This is a genomic window from Exiguobacterium sp. BMC-KP (assembly GCF_001275385.1).
GTDB lineage: Bacteria > Bacillota > Bacilli > Exiguobacteriales > Exiguobacteriaceae > Exiguobacterium_A.
In genome coordinates, this window is sequence record NZ_LGIW01000014.1 from 1 (window position 1) to 25,766 (window position 25,766).

The following is a 25,766-nucleotide window of genomic DNA, read 5'->3' on the forward strand; positions in this document are numbered from 1 at the left end:
TAGAGCAACTGACTTGTAATCAGTAGGTCGCGGGTTCGACTCCTGTTGCCGGCACTGTTTTTTCTCAATTGTATAAGTTTCCTAGACAAACTGGGGGGGTAGCGAAGTGGCTAAACGCGGCGGACTGTAAATCCGCTCCCTCGGGTTCGGCGGTTCGAATCCGCCCCCCCCCACCATGTCGAGCCATTAGCTCAGTTGGTAGAGCATCTGACTTTTAATCAGAGGGTCGCAGGTTCGAATCCTGCATGGCTCATTTCTTGCGGAAGTAGTTCAGTGGTAGAATACGACCTTGCCAAGGTCGGGGTCGCGGGTTCGAATCCCGTCTTCCGCTTTTTCTTTTTGGGGCCTTAGCTCAGCTGGGAGAGCGCCTGCCTTGCACGCAGGAGGTCAGCGGTTCGATCCCGCTAGGCTCCACCAATTTTATTTAAAGATCTTAAGCGAGTTTCGTTCGTCTTAAGTTTTTTTTATATGAAATGCCAAGCATAACCAGAGTACGTACGCAAGAACACCGTGATTCCCTTCACGGTGTTTTTTTGTATATTCATGCGTCATTTTGTCGAGTTGAACCACTTGTTTGTTACCGCTTACAATATGTGTAGAAGTGACTATGACATAGGGGGAATATCGAATGAATATCGCGTATATCAGCGTACCGTATCGTTATGGACAAGGAAAGCCGGGCACTGAACACGGACCTGCAGCTGTCGAAAAAGCTGGTCTACTAGCGACACTCGAAGCACGGGGACAAGAAGCAGTTCGCTACGGGGAAGCGGCTGTCTTATCCGAAGATGCAGTCCGAGAAGAAGATCCGAAACTGAAACGTCTCGAAGGAGTCGTCCATACGACGAATGACTTGCACCTGATTGTTCGTGATGCGTTATCGGAACAACGTTTTCCGTTACTTGTCGGTGGTGATCACAGCATGGCGATCGGAACGATTGCAGGTCTTCGCCAGACTGTGCCACGTCTTGGGGTCATCTGGTTCGATGCACACGGTGATTTGAATACACCTGAAACATCACCTTCTGGTAACATCCACGGCATGCCGCTCGCTGTAGCCCTTGGGGAAGGACATCAGCGCTTAACGGAAGTCGGAGGGACAGATGTCAAATTGCAACCAGAGCATCTCGTTTTCATCGGATTACGTGACGTCGATCCAGGCGAACAAGAGTTGATTGATCGTCTTGGTATTCGTGTCTATGATATGGAAGCGATCCGAACGCGGGGAATGGATGCAATCATGGAAGAAGCAATTGCTTATTTGAAAGAAACAACGGATGCTTTTTATTTAAGCTTCGATATGGATGGTCTTGATCCATCACTCGTCGTTGGTACAGGAACACGTGTCGCTGATGGTATCTTCTTAGATGATGCGAAGACTGTGTTACAGCATTGCGCAACAGCAGAAGACTTTATCGCTGCTGAATTCGTTGAAGTGAATCCGTTACTTGAAGAAGGAAACGGTACTGCAGAGCTTGCGAATGAGCTGATTGGCGATTTACTTTTGGCAATGGAAACACATCGCTTAGTAAAATAATGGTTAGAACTTGAACTCTTTTCATCGGGGTTCAAGTTTTTTTTGTTACAATTTAAAAGGAGATGAAACATTTATCGGTCGACTTCGTATAAGAGATTGACCGCATAGAGCGGGGGGTATTCAAAGTGGAAGAAACGACACTACGCTTAATCGAGCGAGTGAAACAAGGAGACCGTGATGCGTTCGCGGCACTTGTTGATCTATATAAGGAAGGTGCCTTTCTTGTGGCTTTCCGTGTCTTGCGCGATCGAATGGAAGCGGAGGATGCGACACAAGAAGCCTTTATCCGTGTATTTACGAAGATTGATTCGTATAATGCACAATGGAAGTTCCGAACTTGGTTATACCGAATCGTTACAAACGTATCGATTGACCGATTACGGAAAAAGAAACCTGATTATTCTCTTGATGCTGAGATGTCAGGTACTGAAGGACTGACATTGTATTCACAACTCGAGAGCAAGGACACCTTGCCGGAGGACCAAGTGGTCGATAACGAGCAACGAAACGAAGTCGGGGATGCGATTGCAGCTTTACCAGAAAAATACCGTGTCCCACTCGTCCTGAAATATGTAGAAGATCTATCACTGAAAGAAATCAGTGAAATGATCGAATTACCAGTCGCTACTGTCAAAACTAGAATTCATCGTGGACGGGAAGCGCTGAAAAAGCATTTTGCTAAACGATGAGAAGGAGGAACTCACCATGTCACGAGAGCATGTACATGAACGGATCCAGGATTATTTAGATCAAAACCAACCACCTGAGGACTTCGAGCGATTAGAAGCAGAGTTACGGGAAGCAGACGCGATGGACGAGTTCGAAGAGTATCGGCTCCTTGATGCTCGACTACGTCAACTTCCAGCGCCCAAATTATCGGCAGATTTTACATCCCGCGTGCTGGCACAATTGCCCGACCAGGTGGATATGCCAAGCGCTGCTTTGCTACACCAACCACAACCGTCTCGTTTTGGAGGGAAGATGAAGCAGTACCCATTGCTCGCGGCAGCGGCTGTGTTCTTACTCTTGTCGGTCGGTAGCCTGGGTGGTTATATGGCACAAGAAGAACATGACTTATCCTATACGAATGCACCAGGTATCGTCGCTCAAAATGGCGAAGTTGTCGTCCCGAAAGGCGTCACAGTCGATCAGGATCTTTACGTCGAAGGTGGAAACGTCCGAATCGAAGGGAAAGTCAATGGCGACGTCATGACCGTTGACGGGAAAGCCTACACGGCGAGTGCTGGTAGTGTGACTGGAGAAATTAAGGAAATCGATCAATTATTTGAACGCGTATGGTACGGAATCAAGCGTCTATTTCAATAATCAGCTGGGACGAGTCGAACTCGTCCCTTTGTGCTATAATGGAAACTGTTTAAATCAGATGAGTTAGGGGGCACGGTTGGTGAATTACTTCAGCTGGCAACCACTTCAATTTCAATTGTTGAAACTGGGAGAAAACGTACATTGGTACGATTATATTAATGATGTGATTGATATCGCGGTCGTGACGTTCGTCATCTACCGTCTCATGATCATCGTCAAAGGGACGAAAGCTGTCCAGCTCATTAAAGGCATCTCGGTCATTTTGATCAGTTGGTTCCTGAGCGGCTTTTTTGGACTCAAAACATTGCAATTCTTACTGAATCAAATCATCACTTACGGGTTACTAGGGATCATCATCATTTTCCAACCCGAGCTCCGACGTGGACTCGAACACCTCGGACGAACGAGTAAATTCTTCTCACGCAGTGCGATCAGTGATGAAGATGAGCAAGTTCGAATCGTCGATGCGCTCGTATCGTCTGCTCAATACATGTCGAAGCGTCGTATCGGAGCGCTCGTGACGATTGAGCGTGAGACAGGACTAAGTGAATACGTCGAGACAGGCATTCCGCTCGGCTCGCAAATCACAAGTCAACTCTTGATCAACTTATTCATTCCGAATACGCCACTTCATGATGGTGCTGTCATTGTCCAGCAAGGCAAGTTAGCAGCTGCTGCCTGTTACTTACCGCTGTCAGAGAGCGCACATATTTCAAAAGATTTGGGCACACGTCACCGGGCAGCAATCGGAGTCAGTGAGGTAACGGATAGTGTCACACTCGTCGTCTCAGAGGAAACAGGTGGCGTTTCTCTCGCCATCAACGGACGCCTGTACCGAGAACTTGATGAAGAATCCTTACGGACGAAGTTGCTTGAGACAATCGTCAAGGTCGAACCGACGAATACTTCCTTCTTGAACTGGATGGGGGCGAAAAAATAATGTTCGAAAAGTGGTTCAATGAACGCTGGTTCTTACGCATTGTCGCTGTCGCCTTAGCCGTCATGTTGTATCTGATGGTTGCAGGTTCGAATACGACAGGAAAAAGTGATGCGGCTAGCCTCTTACCGATCGCAGGACAAGGTTCAACGAAATTTGATGTGCCAATCACAGTCCAGTACGATGAATCGCAGTGGGTCGCTTATAATATTCCAGATAGTATGGAAGTGACCGTTAAAGGTCCTTCGAGTAGCTTGACGATGCTTCGGCTCGTTCAGGATTTTGGATTATCGATTGATTTAAAAGGACTTGATCCCGGATATCACCGTGTCCGTGTCACGGCAACCGGCTTCGGGAAAGATGTCGAAGTGACACCAAAACAACAGACGATTGAAGTCTTCCTTGATAAGAAGATTACAAAGGAAGTACCGGTACAAGTTGCCTTACTAAATAAAAATAAAATCGCTGAAGGATATGTCGTAGGTGAAGCACAGCCGAACCAACAAACGGTCGAAGTCACGGGTGGGGCAGAGAAGCTACAGGCAATTTCAGCGATTCAAGTTCCAATCGATGTAACAGGTCGAGCAGAGACGTTTAAAGAGACGTTCAATGCAAAAGCGACCGATGCAAATGGAAATACGATTAATGCATCGTACCAACCAGAGCAATTAGAAATCACAGTACCGATCTATAAGGAAAGTAAGACGGTACCGATCAATGTGAAAACAAAAGACAATGTCAAAAAAGGTTATACCGTCATTAAAATTGTTCCTGTCACGACACAAGCTCGTTTATATGGAACAAAAGAAGAATTAGAACGCATTGGTTCTGTTGATACAGAAGCTGTCTCGTTGAAAGGATTAACGAAGACGACTGAAAAAACAGTCAAACTCGTTGAACCAGAAAATGCAACAGCGATGGATCCGACGCGTGTTACAGTCAATATCGTCGTCGAAAAGGAAAATGCCAAGTCGACGACGGAAACCGTTGAGGATCGAGCTGAAAAAACGATTTCGGGTGTGAACGTTACATTGAATGGATTTGATGAATCGAAATATACGATTGATTACAATCAAACGATTGATGTTGTCGTCCGTGGGAAAGAATCTGATTTAGCAACGATCGATGCAACAGATATCAAAGCGGTCATCGACGTAACAGGACTGAAGGAAGGAACACATGGATTGCCGATCTCGTATCAGACGTCAAAAGCCTTTGATGTCTTGCGTCCTGATAATATGGATGTCACGCTGAAAGCTGTTCCCCGGACTTCTGTTCCGACCAATTAAAACAAATTAGTGAAATGAGGAAATAACACATGGGTAAGTATTTTGGAACTGACGGCGTACGCGGCGTCGCAAACGTAGAATTGACACCGGAGCTTGCGTACCGTCTTGGTCGAACAGGTGGTTACGTGTTGACGAAACACGAAAGCACACGACCAAAAGTGTTGATTGGGCGCGATACACGTGTTTCTGGTCAAATGCTTGAGAACGCGCTCATCGCTGGTCTTTTATCGATCGGTGCAGAAGTCATGCGTCTTGGTGTCATCTCGACACCGGGTGTCGCGTATCTGACAAAAACAATGGATGCGACAGCAGGAGTTATGATATCTGCTTCACACAATCCAGTTGAAGATAACGGAATCAAGTTCTTCGGCTCAGATGGCTTTAAGCTCGATGACGCAACAGAACTCGAAATCGAAGCATTACTCGATGAAGTAGAAGATACGTTACCGCGTCCAGCTGGTAAAGAACTCGGCTTCGTTCACGATTACTTTGAGGGTGCGCAAAAATACCTCCATATGCTTCGTCAGACATCGGATGAAGACTTCTCAGGTATTCATGTCGCGATCGATGGTGCACATGGTGCGACGTCAAGCCTTGCACCACGCCTATTCGGTGACTTGGAAGCAGAAGTGTCGACGATCGGAACAACTCCGAACGGACTCAACATCAACGATGGTGTTGGTTCGACACATCCAGAACATCTCGCTGCTTTCGTCAAAGAAAAGAGCGCGGATGTTGGTCTATCATTTGATGGAGATGGCGATCGCTTGATTGCTGTTGATGAGAACGGCGATATCGTCGATGGCGATAAAATCATGTTTATCTGCGGAAAATACTTGAACGAACTCGGTCGTCTGAAAGACAATACGATTGTCGCGACAGTCATGAGTAACCTCGGTTTCCATAAAACAGTCGAAGAACACGGGATGACGGCGCTTCAGACAGCCGTCGGTGATCGTTATGTCGTTGAAGAGATGCGTAAGAATGACTATACGCTTGGTGGCGAACAATCAGGTCATATCATTTTCATGGATTATTCAACGACAGGTGACGGTATGTTGTCAGGCGTCCAGTTGTTGCAAATCATGAAAGCGACAGGGAAGAAACTATCGGAACTCGCTGCTGAGATGCCAATCTTCCCACAACGTCTCGTCAACATCCGTGTTTCTGATAAAAATGGTGCAATGAGCGGTCCTGCCGTTCAAGCGATCATTGCAGAAGTCGAAGCAGAGATGGCAGGTAACGGACGGATCCTCGTTCGAGCGTCAGGTACAGAGCCACTCGTACGTGTCATGGCGGAAGCACCGACACAAGAGGCATGTGATGCATACGTTGAGCGGATCGCAAACGTTGTTCGTGAGAATTATGCGTTACAAGAAAACTAAGGAATTGAAGCAGAGCGATCGCTCTGCTTCTTTTTTGCAATTTTTTTAGAAAAATCGATTGAGAATTTTACAAAAAATAGGGATTATACGTATTGATTAGTGAAATATCGGGAATAGTTACAACTACGTTACCTTTCTTGCTTTTTCAAAGTAAAGTTCGTATGATGGTGAAGTCGGACAGAAACGGGGTCAGACGGAACTAAAAAGCGCCAGGGCTTCCCTAAGTTAAGGAAAGCTGACGAGGTGGAGGTTTATCGAATCATTCGGCGGATGCCTCCCGGTACCAGATCCATACCGTAAACCGTTCTGAAATCGTCCAAGTGATTGGGCGGACAAACAGACCGGTCGGGATCCTCTCGACAAGAGCCGTTTCCTCTTCAGGGAAATACTTGTAAATGGAGAGATGTAACATGTGCGGAATCGTAGGTATGATTGGACAGGTCAACACGAAGGAAATTCTATTAAAAGGTCTCGAGAAGCTCGAGTACCGCGGTTATGACTCGGCAGGTCTTGCGTTCGTCAATGACGGCGTTCAAGTCCATAAAGAAGTAGGCCGGATTGCTGCGCTACGCGAAGTCGTTCCTGCAGAGGCAGACGGAACAGTCGGAATCGGACACACACGCTGGGCGACACACGGTGTCCCAAGCGTACCAAACGCGCACCCGCATCAAAGTGCTTCAACACGTTTCACACTCGTGCACAACGGCGTCATCGAGAACGATGAGCAGTTGAAAGCAGAATTGAACGTCGATCTTCTCAGCGACACGGATACAGAAGTCATCGTTCAGATGATTGAAAAGAACTTTAACGAGACAGGTGATGTTGCGGAAGCATTCCGTCAAACTCTTCGCGTCTTGCACGGTTCGTATGCCCTCGCATTGATTGATGCGGAAAACCCAGATGTCTTATACGTCGCGAAAAACAAATCACCACTTCTCGTTGGTCTCGGTGACGGGACATTCAACGTCGTCGCATCAGACGCAATGGCAATGTTGCAAGTAACGGATCAATTCGTTGAGTTGCATGACGGTGAGATGATCATCTTGACCCGTGATAGCGTTACGATCCAAGATCTCGACGGTAACATCCAAGAGCGTGAAGCATATACGGCTGAAATCGATGCATCAGATATCGAAAAAGGAACGTATGCGCACTACATGCTCAAAGAGATGGATGAGCAACCAGCTGTTATCCGCAACATCGTTCAAAAATATCAAAATGAAGCAGGCGACATCACACTCGACCAATCGGTTCGTGATCTCGTACTCGGTCGTGACCGTGTCTACATCATCGGTTGCGGAACAAGCTACCATGCTGGTTTGATCGGAAAACAGTTGATTGAACAAATCGCTGGTATCCCAACAGAAGTCCACATCTCTTCTGAGTTCGGATACAACATGCCATTATTGACAGAGAAACCACTCTTCCTATTCCTTTCACAATCAGGTGAAACAGCGGATAGCCGTGCCGTTCTCGTTGAAGCGAAAAAACTCGGTCACCCAGCATTGACGATCACGAACGTTCCAGGATCAACATTGTCACGTGAAGCAAACGCGACGTTGTTACTCCATGCGGGTCCAGAAATCGCCGTTGCTTCAACAAAAGCGTATACAGCTCAAATCGCTGTCCTCGCTGTTCTTGCGTTTGACCTCGCTCAAGCGAAAGGGGTTGCTGTCAACTTCGATCTCATGAAGGAACTCGGTAAAATCTCAAGTGCGATGGAATCGGTCATGTCTCAAAAAGATCGTTTCCAAGAAATCGCGACAGAGTACTTGTCTGAATCACGTAACGCGTTCTTCATCGGTCGCGGACAAGATGCATATGTCGGGATGGAAGGTGCATTGAAACTCAAAGAGATCTCGTATATCCAAGCAGAAGGATATGCAGGTGGCGAGCTCAAGCACGGTCCAATCGCTTTGATCGAAGACAACACACCAGTCATCGCACTCGTGACACAACCACACGTTCACCTCAACAACCGTGGGAACGTCAAGGAAGTCGTCGCACGTGGTGCAAACGCGTGTGTCATCGCAGCAGAAGGTCTTGAATTGCCAACGGATGCATTCGTCATCCCAGCAGTCGAGCCACTCTTGTCACCGCTCTTGTCGGTCTTGCCACTTCAATTGATTTCATACTATGCGGCACTCGGTCGCGACTGTGACGTCGATAAGCCACGTAACTTGGCGAAGTCAGTAACGGTTGAATAAGTTAGTGAATTATTTTATGAATAAATGCACGAGCAAGATAAGCTTATATTCTTTATAGAATAAAATACCTTTTAGACGAGAAGAATCGGAATCATAATCCGACTTTTCTCGTTTTTTGTTGGACAAAAAGATTGAGTAAAAATATAGATAAAAGTGTGAAAAAGGTATAAGGAAGAATAAGAGAAAAAAAGAAGAGCGAAAATATTGGTTATAATCAATGATATTTACATTTTAGAAATTAGTATTTGTAGTATCATTTTCTAATAAAAAATCCTGAATAGAGTCCTCGAATTTAAAGATTTCAAGAAGGGGATAGTTCTTTTTAGATATATTTATTCCATATTCAGGCTTGCTTTTTTGATCGGGTTTCTCATAATTTCTATCAACAAATATTTTATTAGATATTTTCCATGCTGTTGCAGGAATAAGAAAAATCTCTGGTAACTTTTCACCATTAAATATTAATAAAGCCAAATAGAGATTTTTATTAGTAATATCGAACTTGTTTTTTTGCATAAACACATAACCGGTTCCTCTAAGGGACTTTACTTGTACTTCACAGAAACGACCATTTTTATCTTTTACAATAAAATCTATTCCGTGATCATCTACTTCTGATGTGTATACATCGCATCCATAAGATGCAAATTCCATTTTTGCAAAATACTCTGCATATTTTCCGATTTGTAATGGACTAAGTTTTATCCAATTAGTATTCGGCATAATAATCCCCCCGTAGCGAGTTTTTTACTCTATATCTTTTTTGATACCAAATAATAACATAGACTATTAGTTAGTATACTAGTTTGTAATTTCAATAAATCATATAAAAAAAAGGTGGATTCGTTTGGAAAAACAATATTTCGATCTTATGCAATTTTTTGAAGGTTATGTACGAAATTATCGAAGAATGAATTTATCTCAATTACACAATCGTTCTATGTTCACTAAGAGAGAAATAGATTATTTTGCTAATCTTGGTGAGATGCTTGGTTTTAGTGCGTTTGTAGAAGATTCTAAATTTGATAAGGCTAAGGGTCGTTCCAGACCAATGGATTTATCTTGGTGGAAGTGGGATGCTCGAATCGATGATGAACATTTCTTATTTCTTGCTTTGCATTTAGAGCGAGAAAATGTTTGGAATAAAGATGTAGAAACCATTGAAAAGCTATTCTCACAAACGGATAAAGAGTATATTCCTCATAATGTAATAGGGACTCAATACATAGAATCAGCAGGAAGAATTCAATATTTAAACAAACTAGTCCTCCAAAAGAATGAAGTTCAACAATCGAATTGCTTAATGATTTATCGATATTATGATGTAGAACTTAGTTTAGAAAGAGTGTCTGCGTATAGCTTCAATCCAAAAGGATTGAAAGAATTAAGAAGAGCTATATGTAAACAGGATGATTCTGGATACTGGTATATGAGCTTTGAAGAAGAGTATGTTCCTTTTCAAAAAAAATCAAGTGGTGAACAATGAAAGATGCTGATTTCAAGTATACCTATAAAAGGAGAATAAGATGAACCGATGGATTTCAGCATTCCCTAAACGATATGAACAGGACGTTCGAGTCGTCAAAGCGTGTCTACCGTTTAAATGGACACGTCTATCGCCAGGATCAATCGAAGTGAAGCTAGAACAGGAACGCATACAGATTCCGACGCGCGTATATGTACCAGAAGTCGCGCCAGAGCGAATCGAACAGTTGACGCCAACACAACGGACGATTTTATATGGTCTCTACACGCGTCATCATGACGGTCACATCCGCGAGCATTACCTTTGTCAGTTACTCAAGACACATCAACAAGACGGATGGATCCTCGCCTATATCCTTGAACTTGCTAGCGAGTATGTTCGTGAAATCGTGGAGATTATCGCACCGGCAATTGATCAATGGAATCCGGAAGTGAAGCAACAATTCGTCCACGATGATCCGGCATACATAAAACGAATCGAAGAACGAATGATTAGTTACTGGAATGCCTATTATCGATCAAGTGGCGAAAGACGATCTGAAGCGGACTATCCGGGGTTTCTGATTTTAGAGTCGTTACAGAAGGCTACTTCGAAAAGGGAAGTCTGAGAACTGTACACAGGTAAAGGGGGAACGAATATGATCACAAAATCAAAGAATTTGTACTTACCGGGACCTGGACCTGCTGTTTTGTTATTGCACAGCTTTACCGGTAGTGCGAATGAGATGCGGGGGCTCGCTCGCTTTTTACATACGGAAGGATATACCTGTTATGCACCGAATTATGCTGGGCACGGGGAATCGCCGGAGCGCTTATTTGCGACGACGATCGAAGACGTTTGGCAGTCGGCGCAAGACGGACTTTCATTTTTACATGACCAAGGGTACAAACACGTCTTTTTGATCGGACAATCGCTCGGTGGGGTGATGGCGCTTCGACTGGCAGAGCAGTCAGGATGCGCGGGACTCGTCTTACTCTCGACGCCGGTTCTTGAACGAACGATTGCAGGACTTGAGCACCGCGTCCGTCGTTATACGGAACGGTATTTTCAATTTGACGACCGTTCGCCAGAGTGGATCGCAGACTTTGTAGACCGTCATTTTCCACGACCGGAAAAAGATTTACGGGCACTTCAGCAATTCATCATCGAGACAGAAGTACTCTTGCCAAGTATTAATCAGCCCATTGCTTTGTTCCTTGGCGCATTAGATGATGCAGTTTATCATGCAAGTCTTGAACGAATTGAAACAGCAGTATCGAGCCGAGACCAAAAAAAAGTTCTTCTTCCGAACAGTAAACATTTACTGACGCTTGACCGAGACAAACAACGTCTGTTTGATGAAATTCTCGTCTTCTTGAAGACACATCCGATACCTTCCTTGAAACCGTCAGCTGATGTGCAGTAGGCTAGATAGGTAAGCTATACATGAAAGGGGAGTGTGTCATGAGAATTTTAGTAGTAGGGGCTAGTGGAACGATTGGTCAGGCAGTCGTCGAACAGTTGAGTGAGCGACATGAAATCATTCGTGCTGGGCGAAGCGGAGCAGATGTGCAAGTCGACATCACATCAGAGGAAAGTATTCGGGCGATGTATGAAGCAGTAGGTTCTGTTGATGCCGTCATCAGTGCTACAGGTGGCGCTCATTTTGGTCCATTGACGGACTTAACACCGGAGCTTAATCAAATCGGGATCGATAGTAAACTAAAGGGTCAAGTCAATCTCGTCTTACTTGGTTTGAAGTCAGTACGAGACGGGGGAAGTTTTACATTGACGACCGGCATCATGATGGACGATCCGATTCGCCAAGGCGCATCCGCGGCTCTCGCGAACGGTGGGGTCAAAGCGTTCGTTCATGCAGCAGCGATCGAGATGCCACGAGGCATTCGGATCAACAGCGTCAGTCCGAATGTACTGATTGAGTCGCTCGAGAAGTACGGACCGTTCTTCCGTGGTTTTGAAGCCGTTCCGGCGTCACGTGTCGCAACGGCGTTCGAAAAGAGTGTCGAAGGGGCACAGACGGGGCAAAATTACGAAGTCTATTAACTAAAAAAGCAGATAGCGATTTTTCGCTATCTGCTTTTTTTACAGACCGGATAGGACATAACGTTCGATCCCGAATAATAAGAGAGTGATCCCGAGACAAATGAGTAAGTTGCGGACGAACCAGCGTCCTGTCATCGTTCGGTTCATGATGAGTTTCTCCAGTGTCAGATTGACGAGGAGCACACATAAGAAGATGACGCCAAACCAAATCATCCAGACACATCCTTTCCTTCTTCTTAACGAATCCAACAGCTAAAAAGTTTCACGCCCGTCAAGAGCAGGAAATCATTCAGATGAACGGGAAGGAAACAAGCAGTCGATTTTACAAGGAGGAACATGACGATGAAACAAGCGGTCCTAGTGATTGATTTTCAACAGGAACTCGTCGACGGAAACACGGAAGAACGTCCGGTATACTTAAAAGAACAAGTTGCACACGTCATCGAAGCAGTCGTACTTGAAGCAGACGACCGGAATATCCCGGTCGTCTTCATCCGTGATCTAGATGTGGCAGGAGGGGCGGGTGCTGGTTTTGCAGTCCATGACTCGATTCCTGTTCCAACATCGAGTGTTACGTTTGATAAAGCAGCGACGAATGCGTTTCATGGTACACCCTTGCTCGACCATCTACGCCAAGCCTCGATTGAACATCTGATCGTCTTAGGCTGTAAGACCGAGCACTGTATCGATACCGCGGTACGTAGTGCGACGGTACATGGCTTTGATGTCACACTCGTCGCCGACGGACATACGACGAACGGCTCCGATGTACTGACGCCTGAACAAATGATTGCTCACCACAATCAAGTCTTACACGGACACTATAATGTCGAGCACTTTGCAATCGTCCGTCCGTCGACGGACGATGTCTTCACCCCAATTCACAATGACTACCGAACATGAAAAGGAGAGTAACATGATTGAATTACGAAAAGTGACAGCGCCCGATTACGAACGATACGCGACGCTCGTTCAAGACGAACGCGTCATGCGTTACATCACGGAACAGGCGTTAACAGAGGCAGAAACGAAACAACGCTTTGAGCGAATCCTTGAACAACAACAGCACGACCGACTTGGTTCTTATCTCACTTTTGCTAAAGAGGAATGGATTGGTATTGGTCACGTGACGCGGAGTCAAACACAGCCGTTCGAAGCAGAACTCGGTTATATGTTGCTACCGGGTCACTGGGGAAAAGGATACGGTACAGCGATTGCTGGGCGTCTGTTACAGCTAGCAACAGAAGAAGAGTTACAAGTCGTCACGGCGACGATTGATCCAGCGCATGAAGCATCGCGTCGTATTTTAATAGGACTTGGCTTTGAATCGACATATATCGGACCGATTGACGGACTACCAGGAGAAACGTTACAGAAGACGTTGGAAACTGCGGAATGACGCGAGACGAATGGATTGAGCATTTTCAACTCGACGTCGCGGCGTGCGCAACCGTTGACGAATCGTATAGTTCTGAAGTAGATCGTCTCGTTTTAGCGGATAGTCAGGTCATTTTCTTGAAGCGTCCGTATACGGCAGAAAAATGGTATCGTGAACGCGGGTGGATTCATGCACTAAGAGGACATGTGCCAGTACCGGAAATTTTAGCTGAAGCAGCTCCTGGACAGACGACAGGGGCGTTCGTGCTCGCTGCTTTACCGGGACGAGCACCAGTCACGATGACTAAAACGTTAGCGTACGAAATCGGTCGAACGCTCGCACAACTGCATACATGCACCGGAGAAGCATATGGCGAATATACGGAAGATGGATTTTATGCGTATCCAGTTCAAGACTGGCGGCATTTTCGAAGCGAAAAACTCGAGGGGTTCATGCCGTTCATCACGTCGGCGCTTGAACCTGATTTTCTAGAAAGTATTGAGATAGAGTTAGCGAGACGTGAACAGCTGCTACCGGAACCCTCTCGTCCCGTTGCTACGCACTGTGACTTCCGTCTCGCGAATTTACTGACAGAAGGAGAGACTGTCACGGGTGTGATTGATTTCGAAACGACCCGCTATGGAGCCGTTGAGATGGATTTCACGAAGATCGTCCGCAATCTAAACGAGTTCGGTTCCATGTACGTCACGGCATTTCAAGAAGGATATGCAACTGTTCATCCGCACGTTCCGATGCAGATGTATCTTGAATACTATCGCTTATGGGAAGCACTGACTGCCGTCGGCTGGTGTGTTAAGCGTGGTTTAGGAGAGCACCGGGCGTTCTTTGAGGAGAATATCGCGCTCATCGAACAGGAATTAAAGACGAGCATATCGGACGGGTATTGATTCACCCATGTCTTGGAAGAAACCTCTATACTTAGGGAAATGAGGAATCTGAGGGGGAAGCGAGATGACAGGGAAACGAATCGGAATCATTGGTGGAGGACTCGCCGGTATTTTTGCGGCACGTCAGTTGCAGGCAGCGGGACATACCGTTGAAATCATTGAAAAAAGCCAAAGCGTCGGGGGGCGAATGGCGACTCGTCGGATTGATGAAGGAACAGCGGATCATGGTGCCGTCTTCTTCACGGTCCGGACGGAAGAGTTGGGACGCGAAGTCGACGAATGGCTTGAGAGGGGATGGGTTCGTAAGTGGTTCGGCACGGATTTTCCACGCTATGTCGCGACGAACGGGATGAATCAACTCGTACAAGCCATTGGTCGAGGGATTCCTGTCCAGTTGAATGAACAGGTCACGCATATTACGGCAACGGAGGGCGAACTCGTCACACAAGCGACAGATCATCAAGGTGCGTATGATGCGTTACTCGTGACGGCGCCTGTGCCGCAAGCATATGAACTGTTGCAGTCTTCTGATCTGGCGCTCGGAGATGACGATCATGAGCAGTTGCGTCAGGTGACGTTCGAGCCGACATTCGTTGGTCTGTTTGAAATCGAAGAGCGACTCACGATCGGAGAAGTCGGTCTACAAGACGAACATCTCGTCGATGGGATGTTGAAGCTCGTCAATAATGCCGAGAAACAGATTTCGAAGACGACACTCCTAAGCGTCTATATGACAGCCCGCTTCAGTGAAGACTGGTACACGCGCCCGGAAGAAGAGACACTCGCTGAAGTCGAACGGTTGTTGCAACAGCAACTTGGACCAGTGACAATCGTCTCACGTCAGCTCAAGCGTTGGCGGTACGCTCAGGCACGCGCAGTTTACCGGACACCGCACCTGAAGCTTTCGGCACATCCACTTTGGCTTGCTGGTGATGCGTTCCTTGAAGCCGATGATGCGTCAGGACGGACGCGCGTCGAGAGTGCTGTCATCTCCGGATTACGCGTCGCGGAGGCGATTGATACCCACTTACGTCAGACGGTGACAGCGACGGAATGAACGACAACATGCACTTCTTTTCTGAATCGAGAAGAAGCGCATGTTTTTTGTTACACGCGATCATTCCATCTGAAAGTGTTGTTCACTCCAAGCTGCTATTTGATCGAGAATCGGTAAAAAACTATGTCCGGCATCGGTCAGGGAATATTCAACACGAGGCGGAACCTCGCCAAACACATGCCGTTGAATCAAACCATCCGCTTCGAGCTCACGCAGTTGTCGCGTCAACGTTCCCTTTGAGATGCCGGTTAATTGTTGTAGTTCGTGAAAACGATGTGTGCCGTGCGTCAGATGCCACAGTAAGATGATCTTCCATTTGCCAGCGACCATTTGTTGCACACGGGTAACCGGACAGGCCGTCCGTTGATCGGTTGTTGAATCGAATACAGCCACGTTTATCCTCTCCCATTGGTTCGTTTTGAGGGACCTAGTTTCAGATAAGTGCCTACTTTTTTTAGTGTATCACCTAGCGTATCATGAAGAACAACATCAAACTTCAAAGGAGTGGTTTTATCATGAAATGGTTAATTACAGGAGCAACTGGAAAATTAGGAGCGCAGATCGTTCAACAACTCAGTGAACGAGTTGGTGTCGAGAACGTGGCTGTCAGCGTACGTAATGTCGAAAAAGCGGCATCACTTGCAGCGCAAGGAATCGATGTTCGGCGTGGTGACTTTGATCAGCCGGAGACGCTCACACACGCATTTCAAGATATTGATCGCCTGTTGATCATCTCAACAGACGGTGAAGAAGCAATACGGATTCGTCAGCACCAAACTGCTGTCACGGCAGCAAAAGAGGCAGGCGTCAAGCTGATCGGCTACACGAGTATCGCCAATGCAGCACACAGCACGAACGGACTCGCGCGGACACATCGTGTCACCGAGGAAGCGATTCAAGCGACAGGTATTCCGTATGTCTTTTTCCGCAACAACTGGTATCTTGAGAATGAATTAGCAACGATCGAGGCGGTCGCGCAAGGTGCAAACTGGTTAACGGCAGCCGGTGAAGGAAAAGTCGGATGGGCGTTGCAAGAAGAGTACGCAATCGCGATCGCGACAGGACTAACGCTTGAACAGCCGCAAGCAATCTATGAATTATCGGGTCCCTTGCATACGCAAGCAGAACTCGCGGCAGCAGTCGGAGCGGTCCTCAATCAATCAGTCATCTTGGATCAAGTCGATGCCACGACATATGGAGAGCGAATGAAAGCAGCGGGACTACCCGACTTCTTGCTTCCGATGCTGATTGGTATCCAGGCAGATATCGCAGCAGGGACCCTTGCAGTTGAAAGTGATGATTTTGAAGCGTTACTCGGTCGTCCTGTAACGACGCTTGAAGAGAGTGTCCGTATTCTTTTGAAAAGATAAGTTCATCTGAACGTTTTTAGGGACAGGGAGTAGGGTAAACCCCTTTTAGAAGCAATTAAAGGAGGAGCCCTACTATGAAACTGTCATCTTATCGTGTTAAGGAAGGCGAGCAGATCTCGTTTTCGAACTACCCGACATCAGAAAAACATGAGATTTCGGAAGCGGAATTACGCGAGAAACGAATCCCGAAAAGTGTTGAGACATTACAAGAGTTACACTGGCGTTTACATGCTGAAGAAAAGAATGGTGTGCTCGTCATCTTGCAAGCGATTGACGCCGCCGGGAAGGATGAGGCGATTAGCTATATCTTTTCTAACTTGAACGCCCAAGGACTTCGGACGATTTCCGTTAAAAAACCGTCGGATACAGAACAAAAGCACGACTATTTGTGGCGGATCCACGAAGGGCTACCGGAAAAAGGCGAAGTCGGCATCTTGAACCGTTCCTACTATGAGGAAGTCATTGCGCCGCGGATACATGATTTACTCGAGGAGGAAGAAAAACCAGATAGCGGAGACGTCTGGCAGATGCGCTATCGTCAAATCAACGACTTTGAAAGGTATCTCGTCGAGAACGGATTCCGTGTCGTCAAGTTCTTGTTCCATGTCTCAAAAGAGGAGCAACGGAAACGATTGTTGACTCGCTTGAAAGATCCGACAAAAAACTTCGAATTCTCGTTCAGCGATATTGAGGAACGCGAGCATTGGGAGGAATACCATGAAATTTTTGCCGAGCTCGTCTCGGCGACGTCGACGTCCTATGCCCCATGGTACATCTTACCGGCGGATGACGAGTGGTATTCGCGTTATATCGTTACTGAAGTCATGAATGACGTCCTGAAGGAAATTGATCCGCAGTATCCGAAGTTATCGGAAGAGGATCAGGAACAGCTCGATGAGGCGATTAAACGATTGGAAGAAGAAGCATAAGCATTTAAACAAACCAAAAGCGATTGTTCTCTTGCTGAGAAGAATCGTTTTTTTTGTGCACTTGGCTTTGTACGAAATTCTTTTTAGTCATCATGAAGTATGAACTTCTTCGTATCTCAGGACAAATGTCCTGTTCAAATCAAGACGACTCTCGTTAAATGAAAGTATCATGGAATAAGAGAGGAGTATGCACATGCGTGGTGTCTTATTTGCGATTGCCGGCGGATTTTTCTTAACGCTCCAAAGTGTCGCCAATGCCCGAATCAGTCAAACGATCGGGACGTGGCAAGCAGCGACGATCACCCAGATGACCGGATTCATCGTTGCGATCCTCTTAGCAATCGTCTTACGGGATCGGAGTTTTTCAGCGATGCGACGTGTCAAACCGCTCTATCTAGCTGGCGGTGCCTTTGCGGCAATCATTTTATTTAGCAACATGACAGCGGTCCACCGGATGGGTGTAACCTTGACAATTTCGCTCTTTTTACTGGCACAATTGGCGCTTGCGTTATGGATTGACGGTAGAGGCTGGTTTGGTGTCATAAAGCGGCGACTGCGCGGACCACAAATCATCGGTATCGTGATGATGATCGTGGGGATCTTCATCTTAAAAAGCTAAGGGGGAGAGAGTGTGACGGACATTACGACCTATTTGGAACGCTATCAGTTAGAACATATCTTTGATGAATCATTACGTAAGGCGATGTACATTCAAACGTTTGGACCGGGTGAGACCTTGTGTCGGCAAGGTGATGTTGCGCATGAACTCTACCTGCTCGTCGAAGGGAAATTGAAGATCACACATATGTCGGCAACGGGGAAACGCCTCGTGTTGTCCTTCAAGCATCCGTTTGATCTCGTCGGCGATATTGAGTTTGTCCGGAAGATTGATTTGATGAATACGGTCGAGGCGGTGACACCAGTGACCGTCTTACGGATTGCTTATCCGGATTTAGAAGAAGCGCGCTTACACCATTCCGCTTTCCTATTATTTTTACTCGAAACGATCACGAAAAAATTTGAATTGAAATCGCATACGCTCAGCTTTAATCTGCTGTACCCGGTCGAAGTCCGGCTAGCTAGTTATTTATTGTCGATGACACCAAATACGGATGCTTTTGCAAGCAAGGAACTCGTCGATGCGGCAGATTTGATTGGGACGAGTTATCGTCATGTCAATCGTGTCTTACGTCAGTTCGTCGATGATGGGTTGATCCGTCGGACGCAGCATACGATTGAAATCATTGATCGGGACGGGTTGATGGAGCGAGTCGGAGAAAGTATTTACGAATGAAAGAGGTGCAACATGGTTACGGGAATCATACTTGCCCTTTGTGGGGGCATGCTCGTTTGTATTCAAAACACATTTAACGCTAAAGTCAAAGAACATGTCGGTGCTTGGGCGACGACGACGTTAGTCCTTGGACTCGGGTTCCTCGCTTCACTGACGATTGGTTTGATCGTCGAAGGATCACAATTGTTTGCACTCGAACAGGCGCAAACCTGGTTTTGGTTTAGTGGAATTATCGGAGTCGGTGTCGTCCTCTGCGTGACGCAAGGGGTTCAACAGCTCGGACCAAGTCGAGCGATTTCAATCGTCATGGTGTCGCAAATCTTGTTTGCCTTACTGTGGGATACGCTCGGCTGGTTCGGCTTACAAGCCGTTCCATTTACGTGGACAAAAGCGCTCGGTGTGCTACTGATTGGTGGCGGCGTGCTGTTATTTCAACTGGGCGGGAAAACAACAACTGTACAACAAGTACGTAAAGGAGCTTGAACATGTTTTATAAAACGGTATTATTCGATATTGACCATACACTCCTCGATTTTGAAGCGACGGAACGGATTGCCTTTCGACGTCTGCTTGAGCAGCAAGATCTAACGTGGACGACTGAGCGAGAAACGCGCTACAAGGAAATCAATCACGCGCTCTGGAAAGCGCTCGAACGGGGTGAAGTGACACGTGAGGAAGTCATTCACTCGCGATTCGTGATGTTCTTTGCGGAAGAAGGACGAGAAGTCGACGGACGAGAAGTTGACGAAACGTATCGCAGTTATCTCGCGCAAGGAACGGAATTGATTCCGGGCGCGACTGCCCTGCTTGAGCAACTAGAAGGGAACATCGAGATGTACGTCATCACGAACGGGATTTCAAAGACGCAACGGGCGCGACTTAATGGCGCCGGATTAACGCAGTATTTTAAAGCAATTTTCGTTTCAGAGGAGACAGGGTTCCAAAAGCCGATGGTAGGGTTCTTTGATCATGTGTTTGCGCGGATTCCGCAATTCGATCCGACTCGAACGATCATCGTCGGTGATTCCTTATCGGCTGATATTGCAGGTGGGAACGAAGCCGGTATCGCAACCTGTTGGTTTAATCCAGAAGGAAAGTCGGCAACGGACATCAAGCCAACTTTTACGATTAGTTCGTTGGATGAACTGCCCGCGTTACTTGAGAATGCAAAAGTCCTTCAATCATGAATCGAGTCAGCCGATAGGAAAGAGAAGGAAAGGGGGCGATCACCGTGCAACGATGTGATCAACAGACGCTGGAGGCAACTCCCGTCTAACTAAAAGGGGAAATGAACATGATTCAACTCGTACCAGTAACAGCAGAAAATTGGGAAGCCTGTTGTGACCTGACACTGACGGCAGAACAGCAAAACTTCATGGAAGCAAATGTTTACTCAATCGCGCAAGCGAAGTTCGAACCAAGCCTTGTCCTTCGAGCGATCATGACAGATGAAACAGTCGTTGGTTTTGTGATGTACAACACGGAGCTAGAAGAACTCGGCGGCTACTGGATTTATCGCATCATGATCGATCAGGCGCAACAAGGGAACGGCATCGGGCGATTAGCGATGCAAGCCGTGATTGAAGAGATGCGAATGTTACCCGCAGCAAAACGAATCGTCGTCGGTTATCGACCAGACAATCAGGCGGCACACCGTCTGTATGCGAGTCTCGGTTTCATCGATTACGGGGATCGATTCGGTCGAGAAATGGCAGTGCGGTTAGAAGTATAAAATTTGATGAGATGATCGAACGAGCAGAGGAGATACTATGCATATTCGACTAATGAGAGAATCTGATTACCCGGAAGTCGTTCGGATCTACGAACAAGGGATAAAGACGGAGAACGCGACGTTTCGCACGGAGGCATTACCGTACGAAGAATGGACGAGGCATCACCATGAACACAGTCGTCTCGTTGCGATTGAAGACGAGCAATTGCTCGGCTGGGTCGCGTTAAGTCCATTCTCTTCGATTCCGGCATACGCTGGTGTCGCTGAAATCAGCCTCTATATCGCGGAAGAAGCACGCGGTAAAGGTGTCGGCACACGCTTGATGGAAGACGTCATTAAAGCAAGTGAAGCAGCCGGGATCTGGACGTTGCAATCGCAAGTTTTTCCGGAAAATCAAGCGAGTCTGCGCCTTCATGAACGTTTTGATTTTCGGGAAGTCGGTCGCCGGGAGCGAATTGGTCGGCTCGGAGGCAGATGGCGCGATACGGTATTGCTCGAGCGACGCAGCACATATCTCTAAAATTAGGCAAGTGGACATCGTGTTCACTTGCCTTTTTGTGTTGAAATCAAGGAATAACGGGAAAAGAGAGGAAGCAGAAAAGAGGAGGAGGGATCACGATGGATGATTTTTTTGGTGAAGGACTCGAGACCAATCAACAAAAACGGAAACGCAAACTGGAGGAAATTTTTGATCAGTCGTTTGAATCAGAGCGACGAGATTTTAATCAATCGTTGGAGCAGGATGTGACGGTTGCTTTGATCGGAGACGTCAATGCGGGGAAATCCTCGACCTTGAACGCGATTCTCGGACGAGAAGTGGCAACGGTCGGGGCGCGACCAGGTGAGACGGTTCGAATTGATCAAGTAAGACAGCACCCAGAAGATAAAGTCATCTTCGTTGATACACCAGGATTGAATGATGCCAATACACAGAACTCGGAAGCGACATGGACGTACTATCAAAGTGCCGATGTCATCCTCTATTTTTTAAATGCGGCAGGTACTGTCTTATCCGAAACGGAGACAAAGAATTTCCGGAAAATCTATCAACATAACCAAAACGTCTTAATCGTCGTCACGAAGATGGATGCGACGGATGATGTCGACACGATCGTCCATCATATTGCAGAAAAACTACCGGGACCTAAAATCATTCCTGTGTCAGCACGAGAAGGGACGAACATCGATCGGCTCCGCCGGGAGGTACTCGATATCTTAAAAAAGTTCGACAAGGATAATGTGTTCGTTCGCCAGATGGATCCGACCGTTCGTGGGAAGATAGCCAACAATTGGATTGTCGGTGCGGGAACAGCTGCTGGTGCGATTGGTGCCGTGCCGTTTCCCGGAGCTGATATTATTCCGTTGACCTCGATTCAAATCGGCTTGATGCTCAAGTTATCGAATCTGTATGAGCGACAGTTATCCAAGGAGAGTGCAAAAGAGTTGCTTGTCGTGACGATCGTCGGGAATTCCGGAAAAACGGCCTTTCGGCAAATGGCGAAGCTAGTTCCGGGATATGGTGCCGTCATTGCAGCAGGAGTCGCTTCGACAGCAACACTTGCACTCGGATACGGGACGAAATATGTCTATGAGAATAAGCTTGAACTGACACCAGAGCAACTAATGGGATTCGTCAAACGATTCCGGAAGAAAGCGGAGGAGACGTCAGAAGAGACAAACGAGTAATTCCCCTGTTATTCTATACAGCAATAAAGGGGGAGAACGTATGACACGCTTACTTGAAGAAATCAAACAGTATCAATCGGAATTTCGACAAAAGGCACCTGCTGAGAAACAACGCCTGATGGCGGAAGCGACAGCAGAACTAACTGCTTCTGGAGTCGCACAAGGTCTAGATGTCGGTGACACAATCCCACACTTTACGTTACCAGATGTATCCGGCAAACCTGTGGCGATCGAGACATTACTCGAGCAAGGTCCTGTCATCTTAACGTTCTACCGGGGTGGCTGGTGTCCGTACTGCAATCTCGAACTTCGCGCTTACGAACGGGAGATCGAACGGATTCGTGCACAGGGAGCGACCGTCGTTGCGATCAGCCCGGAGACACCTGACTTTGCAGAGCAGACGGCGAATAAGAATGCGTTAAGTTTTCCTGTCTTAAGTGACGTTGATTTACATGTATCCCGTCAATTTGATCTGGTGTTCGACCTGCCAGATTACTTGATCGAGATTTACAAAGCATCGGGACTTGATGTAGCAAAACACAACGGAAATGAAGATTGGCAGTTGCCGAAACCGGCGACGTTCATTATTGATACGGACGGTGTGATTCGTTTCGCCGAAGTATCATCGGATTATACGAAACGCGTTGATCCGCAAACGATCATCGATTACCTTGAACAGTAAAAGAGCCAGTCAAATATACGAAAACCAACTCCTAGGGACGCACTAAGAGTTGGTTTTTTTATGATTCAATCTGTTTTATTTGGATAATATAGACATAAAAATGGGTATAAAGAGGTAACCAAACGTATAGATGGAGGTGAAGCGTCGCTCCTAGTCTATCGGGAGTCCGCGTCGATATGTATGCCATTCAACCAATTTTCAAAGAACGAATTTGGGGCGGTCGACGTTTAGAAGCGTTGTTTCAGTTTGAGTTACCAGAAGGACAAATTGGAGAATGTTGGACAGCATCCGCTCATGCGAGTGGGCGGACGTACTTCTTAGATGGACCTGATCAGGGTAAGACGCTAGATGAATTATGGCAAACGAAACGGACAGAACTATTCGGTGATTATCTGCTTGATGCATTTCCGCTTCATGTAAAATTTCTGGACTCGTCCGCCTACTTATCCGTTCAAGTCCATCCGAACGATGAGGAGGCACGACGGCTAGAAGGAGAACCGTACGGCAAGAATGAGTGCTGGTATATATTAGAGGCTGCACCAGAGGCAGAAATCATTCTTGGTCACAATCTACAATCACGAGATGCCCTGTTCCGGTGCGCGCAAGAAAAGGACTGGGAGACGTCACTTCGGCATCAAAAAGTGAAGCCTGGAGAATTCTATTACATTCCGAGTGGTACAATCCACGCTCTAGGACCAGGCATCGTTCTTCTTGAGATTCAACAGATGAGCGACCGGACGTACCGACTATATGATTACGACAGATTAGGAGATGACGGGAAACCGAGAGAATTACACGTTGAGAAGGCAATCGCTGTCACGACGATTCCAGATGAGCCGTGGACGAACCAACCAGAGACGATCATCAAGGAGGGGGGCATCATGACGAAGTTGCTTCAAGTACCTTCCTTTACGGTCATCCGTCATGAAGTGACCGGGAGGTATGTGTTGCATGATCATCTGGTCTTTCGTTTATTGACTGTCATTGATGGTGAAGGAGAAGCGCGGCAAGGGAATCACGTGATTCCTTTACAGAAAGGAAACCAATTCTTTGTACCGCGTCGAGCGGGAGATTACGAAATAGCTGGATCCGTCACATTTGTGACGAGTGAAGTATTTTTAGATTAGAGCAGACAAAAGGGCACCGATAAGAGGTGCCCTTTCTAACATCATGGTTTGTACCGAATCGAGATGGGGAGCGGATAGTTATCCTGCTCCGTCCAATCGATGGAATATTTAATCTCGATCATGATCAGATCTTCTAGTGTGGTCAGCGTATGCGGTACACCTTGTGGGATATGCACGACAGAAGTTGGTCCGAGCTGTTGTGACTGACCATCGATCAATGCCTCGGCGCGACCTTGTAAGATACTCCATGTCGAGTCAGTATGCGGATGGTAATGGTGACTGATTTGTTGATGCGCCTTGATATGCAGCCGTCGGGTCACGGCATAACGTCCGTCCTCTAGTTGCTGTTGATGTAAAATCGTCGCATAGCCCCAGCGTTTCCATTCAAATTGTGGTGGCAAGGTATCATCCGTCAAATATTCTTTCAGAGCAGGTGTCTCGTCTTTGGACGCAACGAGGACACCATCTGGACTCACCGACACGATTAAGTTATCGAGTCCGATTCCAAGGACCGGAACCTGTAATTCATTGACGATATGTGTATTTTTCGAGTGGAGCATCCGGGCGTTTCCATGAAGCGGATGTGGCATCTCTTCCGTTAATGTATTCCATGTTCCGAGATCTTTCCAGTAACCATCATACCGATGAACGAATAAGAAATCGGTCTTTTCGACGACAGCATAATCAAATGATGTCTTTTCTAATGCCTCATAATTCGAACGGAGCGCCTCGAATGTCGTCGGCACAGCTTGCTCTTCTAGACACTGCATCAAGAAGTCAAGACGACAGGCAAAGACACCACAGTTCCATAATGCACCTTGTTCGATTAAGTCACTCGCGACTTCAACAGTCGGTTTCTCCTGAAAGCGTTCGACGATAGACATGTTTTCGGAAGTCTGCGGAATGATATAGCCATATTTTGACGTAGGATGTAACGGTTCGACACCCATTAAATGAAGCGCATCCGGATGTTCTTGGACGGCTTGGTCCAGTTGCTCGAAGCGTTCAAAGAACGATAATTCAACGTAAGGGTCGACCGGCATGATGATGACCGTCTCTTCTAAATCGATCCGCTCTGCGAGATAACTTGTCGCAAGCATGATGGCAGGGAACGTATCGCGACGTGACGGTTCCTGAATGATGGAAGTACGGAAGCCTAGCTGATTTTCGATCGCATCAACTTGTGAACTCGTCGTCGTAATGACGGTCCGGTCGTCCAGCCCGACTTCCTTAAGCTGCTGAAAAACACGTTCCATCATGGATTGTTTATTGCCATCGCGATCTTCTAGGATTTTTAAGAACTGTTTCGAGTTCAAATCGTTCGAGAGCGGCCAAAGCCGTTTTCCGGATCCACCTGATAGTAAAAGAATATACATTGACGACCATCCTTTCT

31 protein-coding genes and 4 tRNA genes are annotated in these 25,766 nt (G+C 46.8%); 30 read left to right on the top strand and 5 right to left on the bottom strand.

Annotated features, from left to right (window positions below; translation table 11 throughout):
- The first annotated feature begins 92 nt into the window (after positions 1-92).
- The 10 genes from ADM98_RS03935 to glmM all read left to right on the top strand — a co-directional run bounded on the left by ADM98_RS03935 (position 93) and on the right by glmM (position 6,474).
- Positions 93-176: transfer RNA gene (locus tag ADM98_RS03935), tRNA-Tyr, on the top strand.
- Positions 177-180: 4 nt separating this feature from the next.
- Positions 181-253 (top strand) — tRNA-Lys (locus ADM98_RS03940).
- A 6-nt stretch (positions 254-259) separates the two neighbouring features.
- Positions 260-331, top strand: a tRNA-Gly gene (locus tag ADM98_RS03945).
- A 10-nt stretch (positions 332-341) separates the two neighbouring features.
- A tRNA-Ala gene (locus ADM98_RS03950) sits at positions 342-417 on the top strand.
- A 211-nt stretch (positions 418-628) separates the two neighbouring features.
- Positions 629-1,537, top strand: a complete 909-nt coding sequence (gene rocF / locus ADM98_RS03955; protein WP_023466659.1) for an arginase — start codon at positions 629-631, stop codon at positions 1,535-1,537.
- 125 nt (positions 1,538-1,662) lie between these two features.
- Positions 1,663-2,226, top strand: coding sequence for an RNA polymerase sigma factor SigW (sigW, locus tag ADM98_RS03960; RefSeq protein WP_023466660.1), 564 nt, complete (start codon positions 1,663-1,665; stop codon positions 2,224-2,226).
- Between the two features lie 16 nt (positions 2,227-2,242).
- A complete protein-coding gene (locus ADM98_RS03965) occupies positions 2,243-2,863 on the top strand; it encodes an anti-sigma factor (RefSeq protein ID WP_053452355.1) in 621 nt (206 codons plus the stop codon).
- 79 nt (positions 2,864-2,942) lie between these two features.
- On the top strand, positions 2,943-3,803 hold the full coding sequence (gene cdaA / locus ADM98_RS03970) for a diadenylate cyclase CdaA (RefSeq protein ID WP_053452356.1): 861 nt from the start codon (positions 2,943-2,945) through the stop codon (positions 3,801-3,803).
- The gene (locus ADM98_RS03975) at positions 3,803-5,089 is read left to right on the top strand and encodes a CdaR family protein (protein ID WP_053452357.1); all 1,287 of its coding nucleotides are present in this window, start codon (positions 3,803-3,805) and stop codon (positions 5,087-5,089) included. The genes cdaA and ADM98_RS03975 overlap by 1 nt, the downstream gene beginning before the upstream one ends.
- A 29-nt stretch (positions 5,090-5,118) precedes the next feature.
- Complete coding sequence (gene glmM / locus ADM98_RS03980; RefSeq protein WP_053452358.1) at positions 5,119-6,474, top strand: phosphoglucosamine mutase; 1,356 nt, start codon at positions 5,119-5,121, stop codon at positions 6,472-6,474.
- 259 nt (positions 6,475-6,733) lie between these two features.
- On the opposite strand, the gene ADM98_RS17300 is transcribed toward glmM, so the two are convergent.
- A complete protein-coding gene (locus ADM98_RS17300; RefSeq protein WP_160315911.1) occupies positions 6,734-6,886 on the bottom strand; it encodes a hypothetical protein in 153 nt (50 codons plus the stop codon).
- Between ADM98_RS17300 and glmS the strand changes: the two genes are divergently transcribed.
- Positions 6,885-8,681 carry a glutamine--fructose-6-phosphate transaminase (isomerizing) gene (gene glmS, locus ADM98_RS03985; protein WP_053452359.1) on the top strand — a complete coding sequence of 599 codons (1,797 nt, stop codon included), beginning with the start codon at positions 6,885-6,887 and terminating at the stop codon, positions 8,679-8,681. The genes ADM98_RS17300 and glmS overlap by 2 nt on opposite strands.
- A 231-nt stretch (positions 8,682-8,912) precedes the next feature.
- On the opposite strand, the gene ADM98_RS03990 is transcribed toward glmS, so the two are convergent.
- Positions 8,913-9,404 carry a DUF4365 domain-containing protein gene (locus ADM98_RS03990; RefSeq protein WP_200904883.1) on the bottom strand — a complete coding sequence of 164 codons (492 nt, stop codon included), beginning with the start codon at positions 9,402-9,404 and terminating at the stop codon, positions 8,913-8,915.
- A 124-nt stretch (positions 9,405-9,528) separates the two neighbouring features.
- Here ADM98_RS03990 and ADM98_RS03995 point away from each other — a divergent pair, with 124 nt between their 5' ends.
- The 4 genes from ADM98_RS03995 to ADM98_RS04010 are packed head-to-tail and all read left to right on the top strand — an operon-like array spanning position 9,529 to position 12,210.
- Entirely contained in the window at positions 9,529-10,167 is a 639-nt protein-coding gene (locus ADM98_RS03995) for a hypothetical protein (RefSeq protein WP_053452360.1), read from the top strand.
- Between the two features lie 40 nt (positions 10,168-10,207).
- On the top strand, positions 10,208-10,774 hold the full coding sequence (locus ADM98_RS04000) for a hypothetical protein (protein ID WP_053452361.1): 567 nt from the start codon (positions 10,208-10,210) through the stop codon (positions 10,772-10,774).
- A 30-nt stretch (positions 10,775-10,804) separates the two neighbouring features.
- A complete protein-coding gene (locus ADM98_RS04005; protein ID WP_053452362.1) occupies positions 10,805-11,572 on the top strand; it encodes an alpha/beta hydrolase in 768 nt (255 codons plus the stop codon).
- A gap of 38 nt (positions 11,573-11,610) precedes the next feature.
- Positions 11,611-12,210 (top strand): short chain dehydrogenase, encoded by a 600-nt coding sequence (locus tag ADM98_RS04010; protein WP_053452363.1) that lies wholly within the window; start codon positions 11,611-11,613, stop codon positions 12,208-12,210.
- 39 nt (positions 12,211-12,249) lie between these two features.
- Here the strand turns inward: ADM98_RS04010 and ADM98_RS17305 are convergent, their stop codons facing one another.
- Entirely contained in the window at positions 12,250-12,423 is a 174-nt protein-coding gene (locus tag ADM98_RS17305) for a hypothetical protein (RefSeq protein ID WP_023466676.1), read from the bottom strand.
- Between the two features lie 129 nt (positions 12,424-12,552).
- Here ADM98_RS17305 and ADM98_RS04015 point away from each other — a divergent pair, with 129 nt between their 5' ends.
- The 4 genes from ADM98_RS04015 (at position 12,553) to ADM98_RS04030 (ending at position 15,553) form a co-directional block, all read left to right on the top strand.
- On the top strand, positions 12,553-13,113 hold the full coding sequence (locus tag ADM98_RS04015) for an isochorismatase family protein (protein ID WP_053452364.1): 561 nt from the start codon (positions 12,553-12,555) through the stop codon (positions 13,111-13,113).
- A gap of 13 nt (positions 13,114-13,126) precedes the next feature.
- A complete protein-coding gene (locus ADM98_RS04020) occupies positions 13,127-13,609 on the top strand; it encodes a GNAT family N-acetyltransferase (RefSeq protein WP_053452365.1) in 483 nt (160 codons plus the stop codon).
- On the top strand, positions 13,606-14,496 hold the full coding sequence (locus ADM98_RS04025) for a phosphotransferase family protein (RefSeq protein WP_053452366.1): 891 nt from the start codon (positions 13,606-13,608) through the stop codon (positions 14,494-14,496). Before ADM98_RS04020 ends, ADM98_RS04025 begins: the two co-directional genes overlap by 4 nt.
- Before the next feature lie 64 nt (positions 14,497-14,560).
- Complete coding sequence (locus ADM98_RS04030) at positions 14,561-15,553, top strand: NAD(P)/FAD-dependent oxidoreductase (RefSeq protein WP_053452367.1); 993 nt, start codon at positions 14,561-14,563, stop codon at positions 15,551-15,553.
- Positions 15,554-15,613: 60 nt separating this feature from the next.
- Here ADM98_RS04030 and ADM98_RS04035 read toward each other — a convergent pair whose 3' ends face one another.
- Positions 15,614-15,946: a winged helix-turn-helix transcriptional regulator gene (locus ADM98_RS04035; protein ID WP_235504828.1), complete on the bottom strand. Its 333-nt coding sequence runs from the start codon at positions 15,944-15,946 to the stop codon at positions 15,614-15,616.
- A 122-nt stretch (positions 15,947-16,068) separates the two neighbouring features.
- Here ADM98_RS04035 and ADM98_RS04040 point away from each other — a divergent pair, with 122 nt between their 5' ends.
- The 11 genes from ADM98_RS04040 (at position 16,069) to manA (ending at position 24,373) form a co-directional block, all read left to right on the top strand.
- The gene (locus tag ADM98_RS04040; RefSeq protein ID WP_053452368.1) at positions 16,069-16,923 is read left to right on the top strand and encodes an SDR family oxidoreductase; all 855 of its coding nucleotides are present in this window, start codon (positions 16,069-16,071) and stop codon (positions 16,921-16,923) included.
- Positions 16,924-16,997: 74 nt separating this feature from the next.
- Entirely contained in the window at positions 16,998-17,852 is an 855-nt protein-coding gene (locus tag ADM98_RS04045; RefSeq protein WP_053452369.1) for a PPK2 family polyphosphate kinase, read from the top strand.
- A 193-nt stretch (positions 17,853-18,045) separates the two neighbouring features.
- Entirely contained in the window at positions 18,046-18,471 is a 426-nt protein-coding gene (locus tag ADM98_RS04050; RefSeq protein ID WP_053452370.1) for a DMT family transporter, read from the top strand.
- A 12-nt stretch (positions 18,472-18,483) separates the two neighbouring features.
- On the top strand, positions 18,484-19,146 hold the full coding sequence (locus ADM98_RS04055) for a Crp/Fnr family transcriptional regulator (RefSeq protein ID WP_053452371.1): 663 nt from the start codon (positions 18,484-18,486) through the stop codon (positions 19,144-19,146).
- Positions 19,147-19,158: 12 nt separating this feature from the next.
- Positions 19,159-19,629 carry a DMT family transporter gene (locus ADM98_RS04060; protein WP_053452372.1) on the top strand — a complete coding sequence of 157 codons (471 nt, stop codon included), beginning with the start codon at positions 19,159-19,161 and terminating at the stop codon, positions 19,627-19,629.
- A gap of 2 nt (positions 19,630-19,631) precedes the next feature.
- The gene (locus ADM98_RS04065) at positions 19,632-20,333 is read left to right on the top strand and encodes a YjjG family noncanonical pyrimidine nucleotidase (RefSeq protein ID WP_053452373.1); all 702 of its coding nucleotides are present in this window, start codon (positions 19,632-19,634) and stop codon (positions 20,331-20,333) included.
- Between the two features lie 107 nt (positions 20,334-20,440).
- On the top strand, positions 20,441-20,878 hold the full coding sequence (locus ADM98_RS04070) for a GNAT family N-acetyltransferase (protein ID WP_082318492.1): 438 nt from the start codon (positions 20,441-20,443) through the stop codon (positions 20,876-20,878).
- 52 nt (positions 20,879-20,930) lie between these two features.
- Positions 20,931-21,398: a GNAT family N-acetyltransferase gene (locus ADM98_RS04075; protein ID WP_268760704.1), complete on the top strand. Its 468-nt coding sequence runs from the start codon at positions 20,931-20,933 to the stop codon at positions 21,396-21,398.
- 98 nt (positions 21,399-21,496) lie between these two features.
- Positions 21,497-22,564: a YcjF family protein gene (locus ADM98_RS04080; protein ID WP_053452376.1), complete on the top strand. Its 1,068-nt coding sequence runs from the start codon at positions 21,497-21,499 to the stop codon at positions 22,562-22,564.
- Positions 22,565-22,604: 40 nt separating this feature from the next.
- A complete protein-coding gene (locus ADM98_RS04085; RefSeq protein WP_053452377.1) occupies positions 22,605-23,246 on the top strand; it encodes a peroxiredoxin-like family protein in 642 nt (213 codons plus the stop codon).
- Between the two features lie 176 nt (positions 23,247-23,422).
- Complete coding sequence (gene manA / locus ADM98_RS04090; protein WP_053452378.1) at positions 23,423-24,373, top strand: mannose-6-phosphate isomerase, class I; 951 nt, start codon at positions 23,423-23,425, stop codon at positions 24,371-24,373.
- Positions 24,374-24,414: 41 nt separating this feature from the next.
- Here manA and ADM98_RS04095 read toward each other — a convergent pair whose 3' ends face one another.
- The gene (locus tag ADM98_RS04095; RefSeq protein ID WP_053452379.1) at positions 24,415-25,749 is read right to left on the bottom strand and encodes a sugar phosphate nucleotidyltransferase; all 1,335 of its coding nucleotides are present in this window, start codon (positions 25,747-25,749) and stop codon (positions 24,415-24,417) included.
- Positions 25,750-25,766 lie beyond the last annotated feature (17 nt).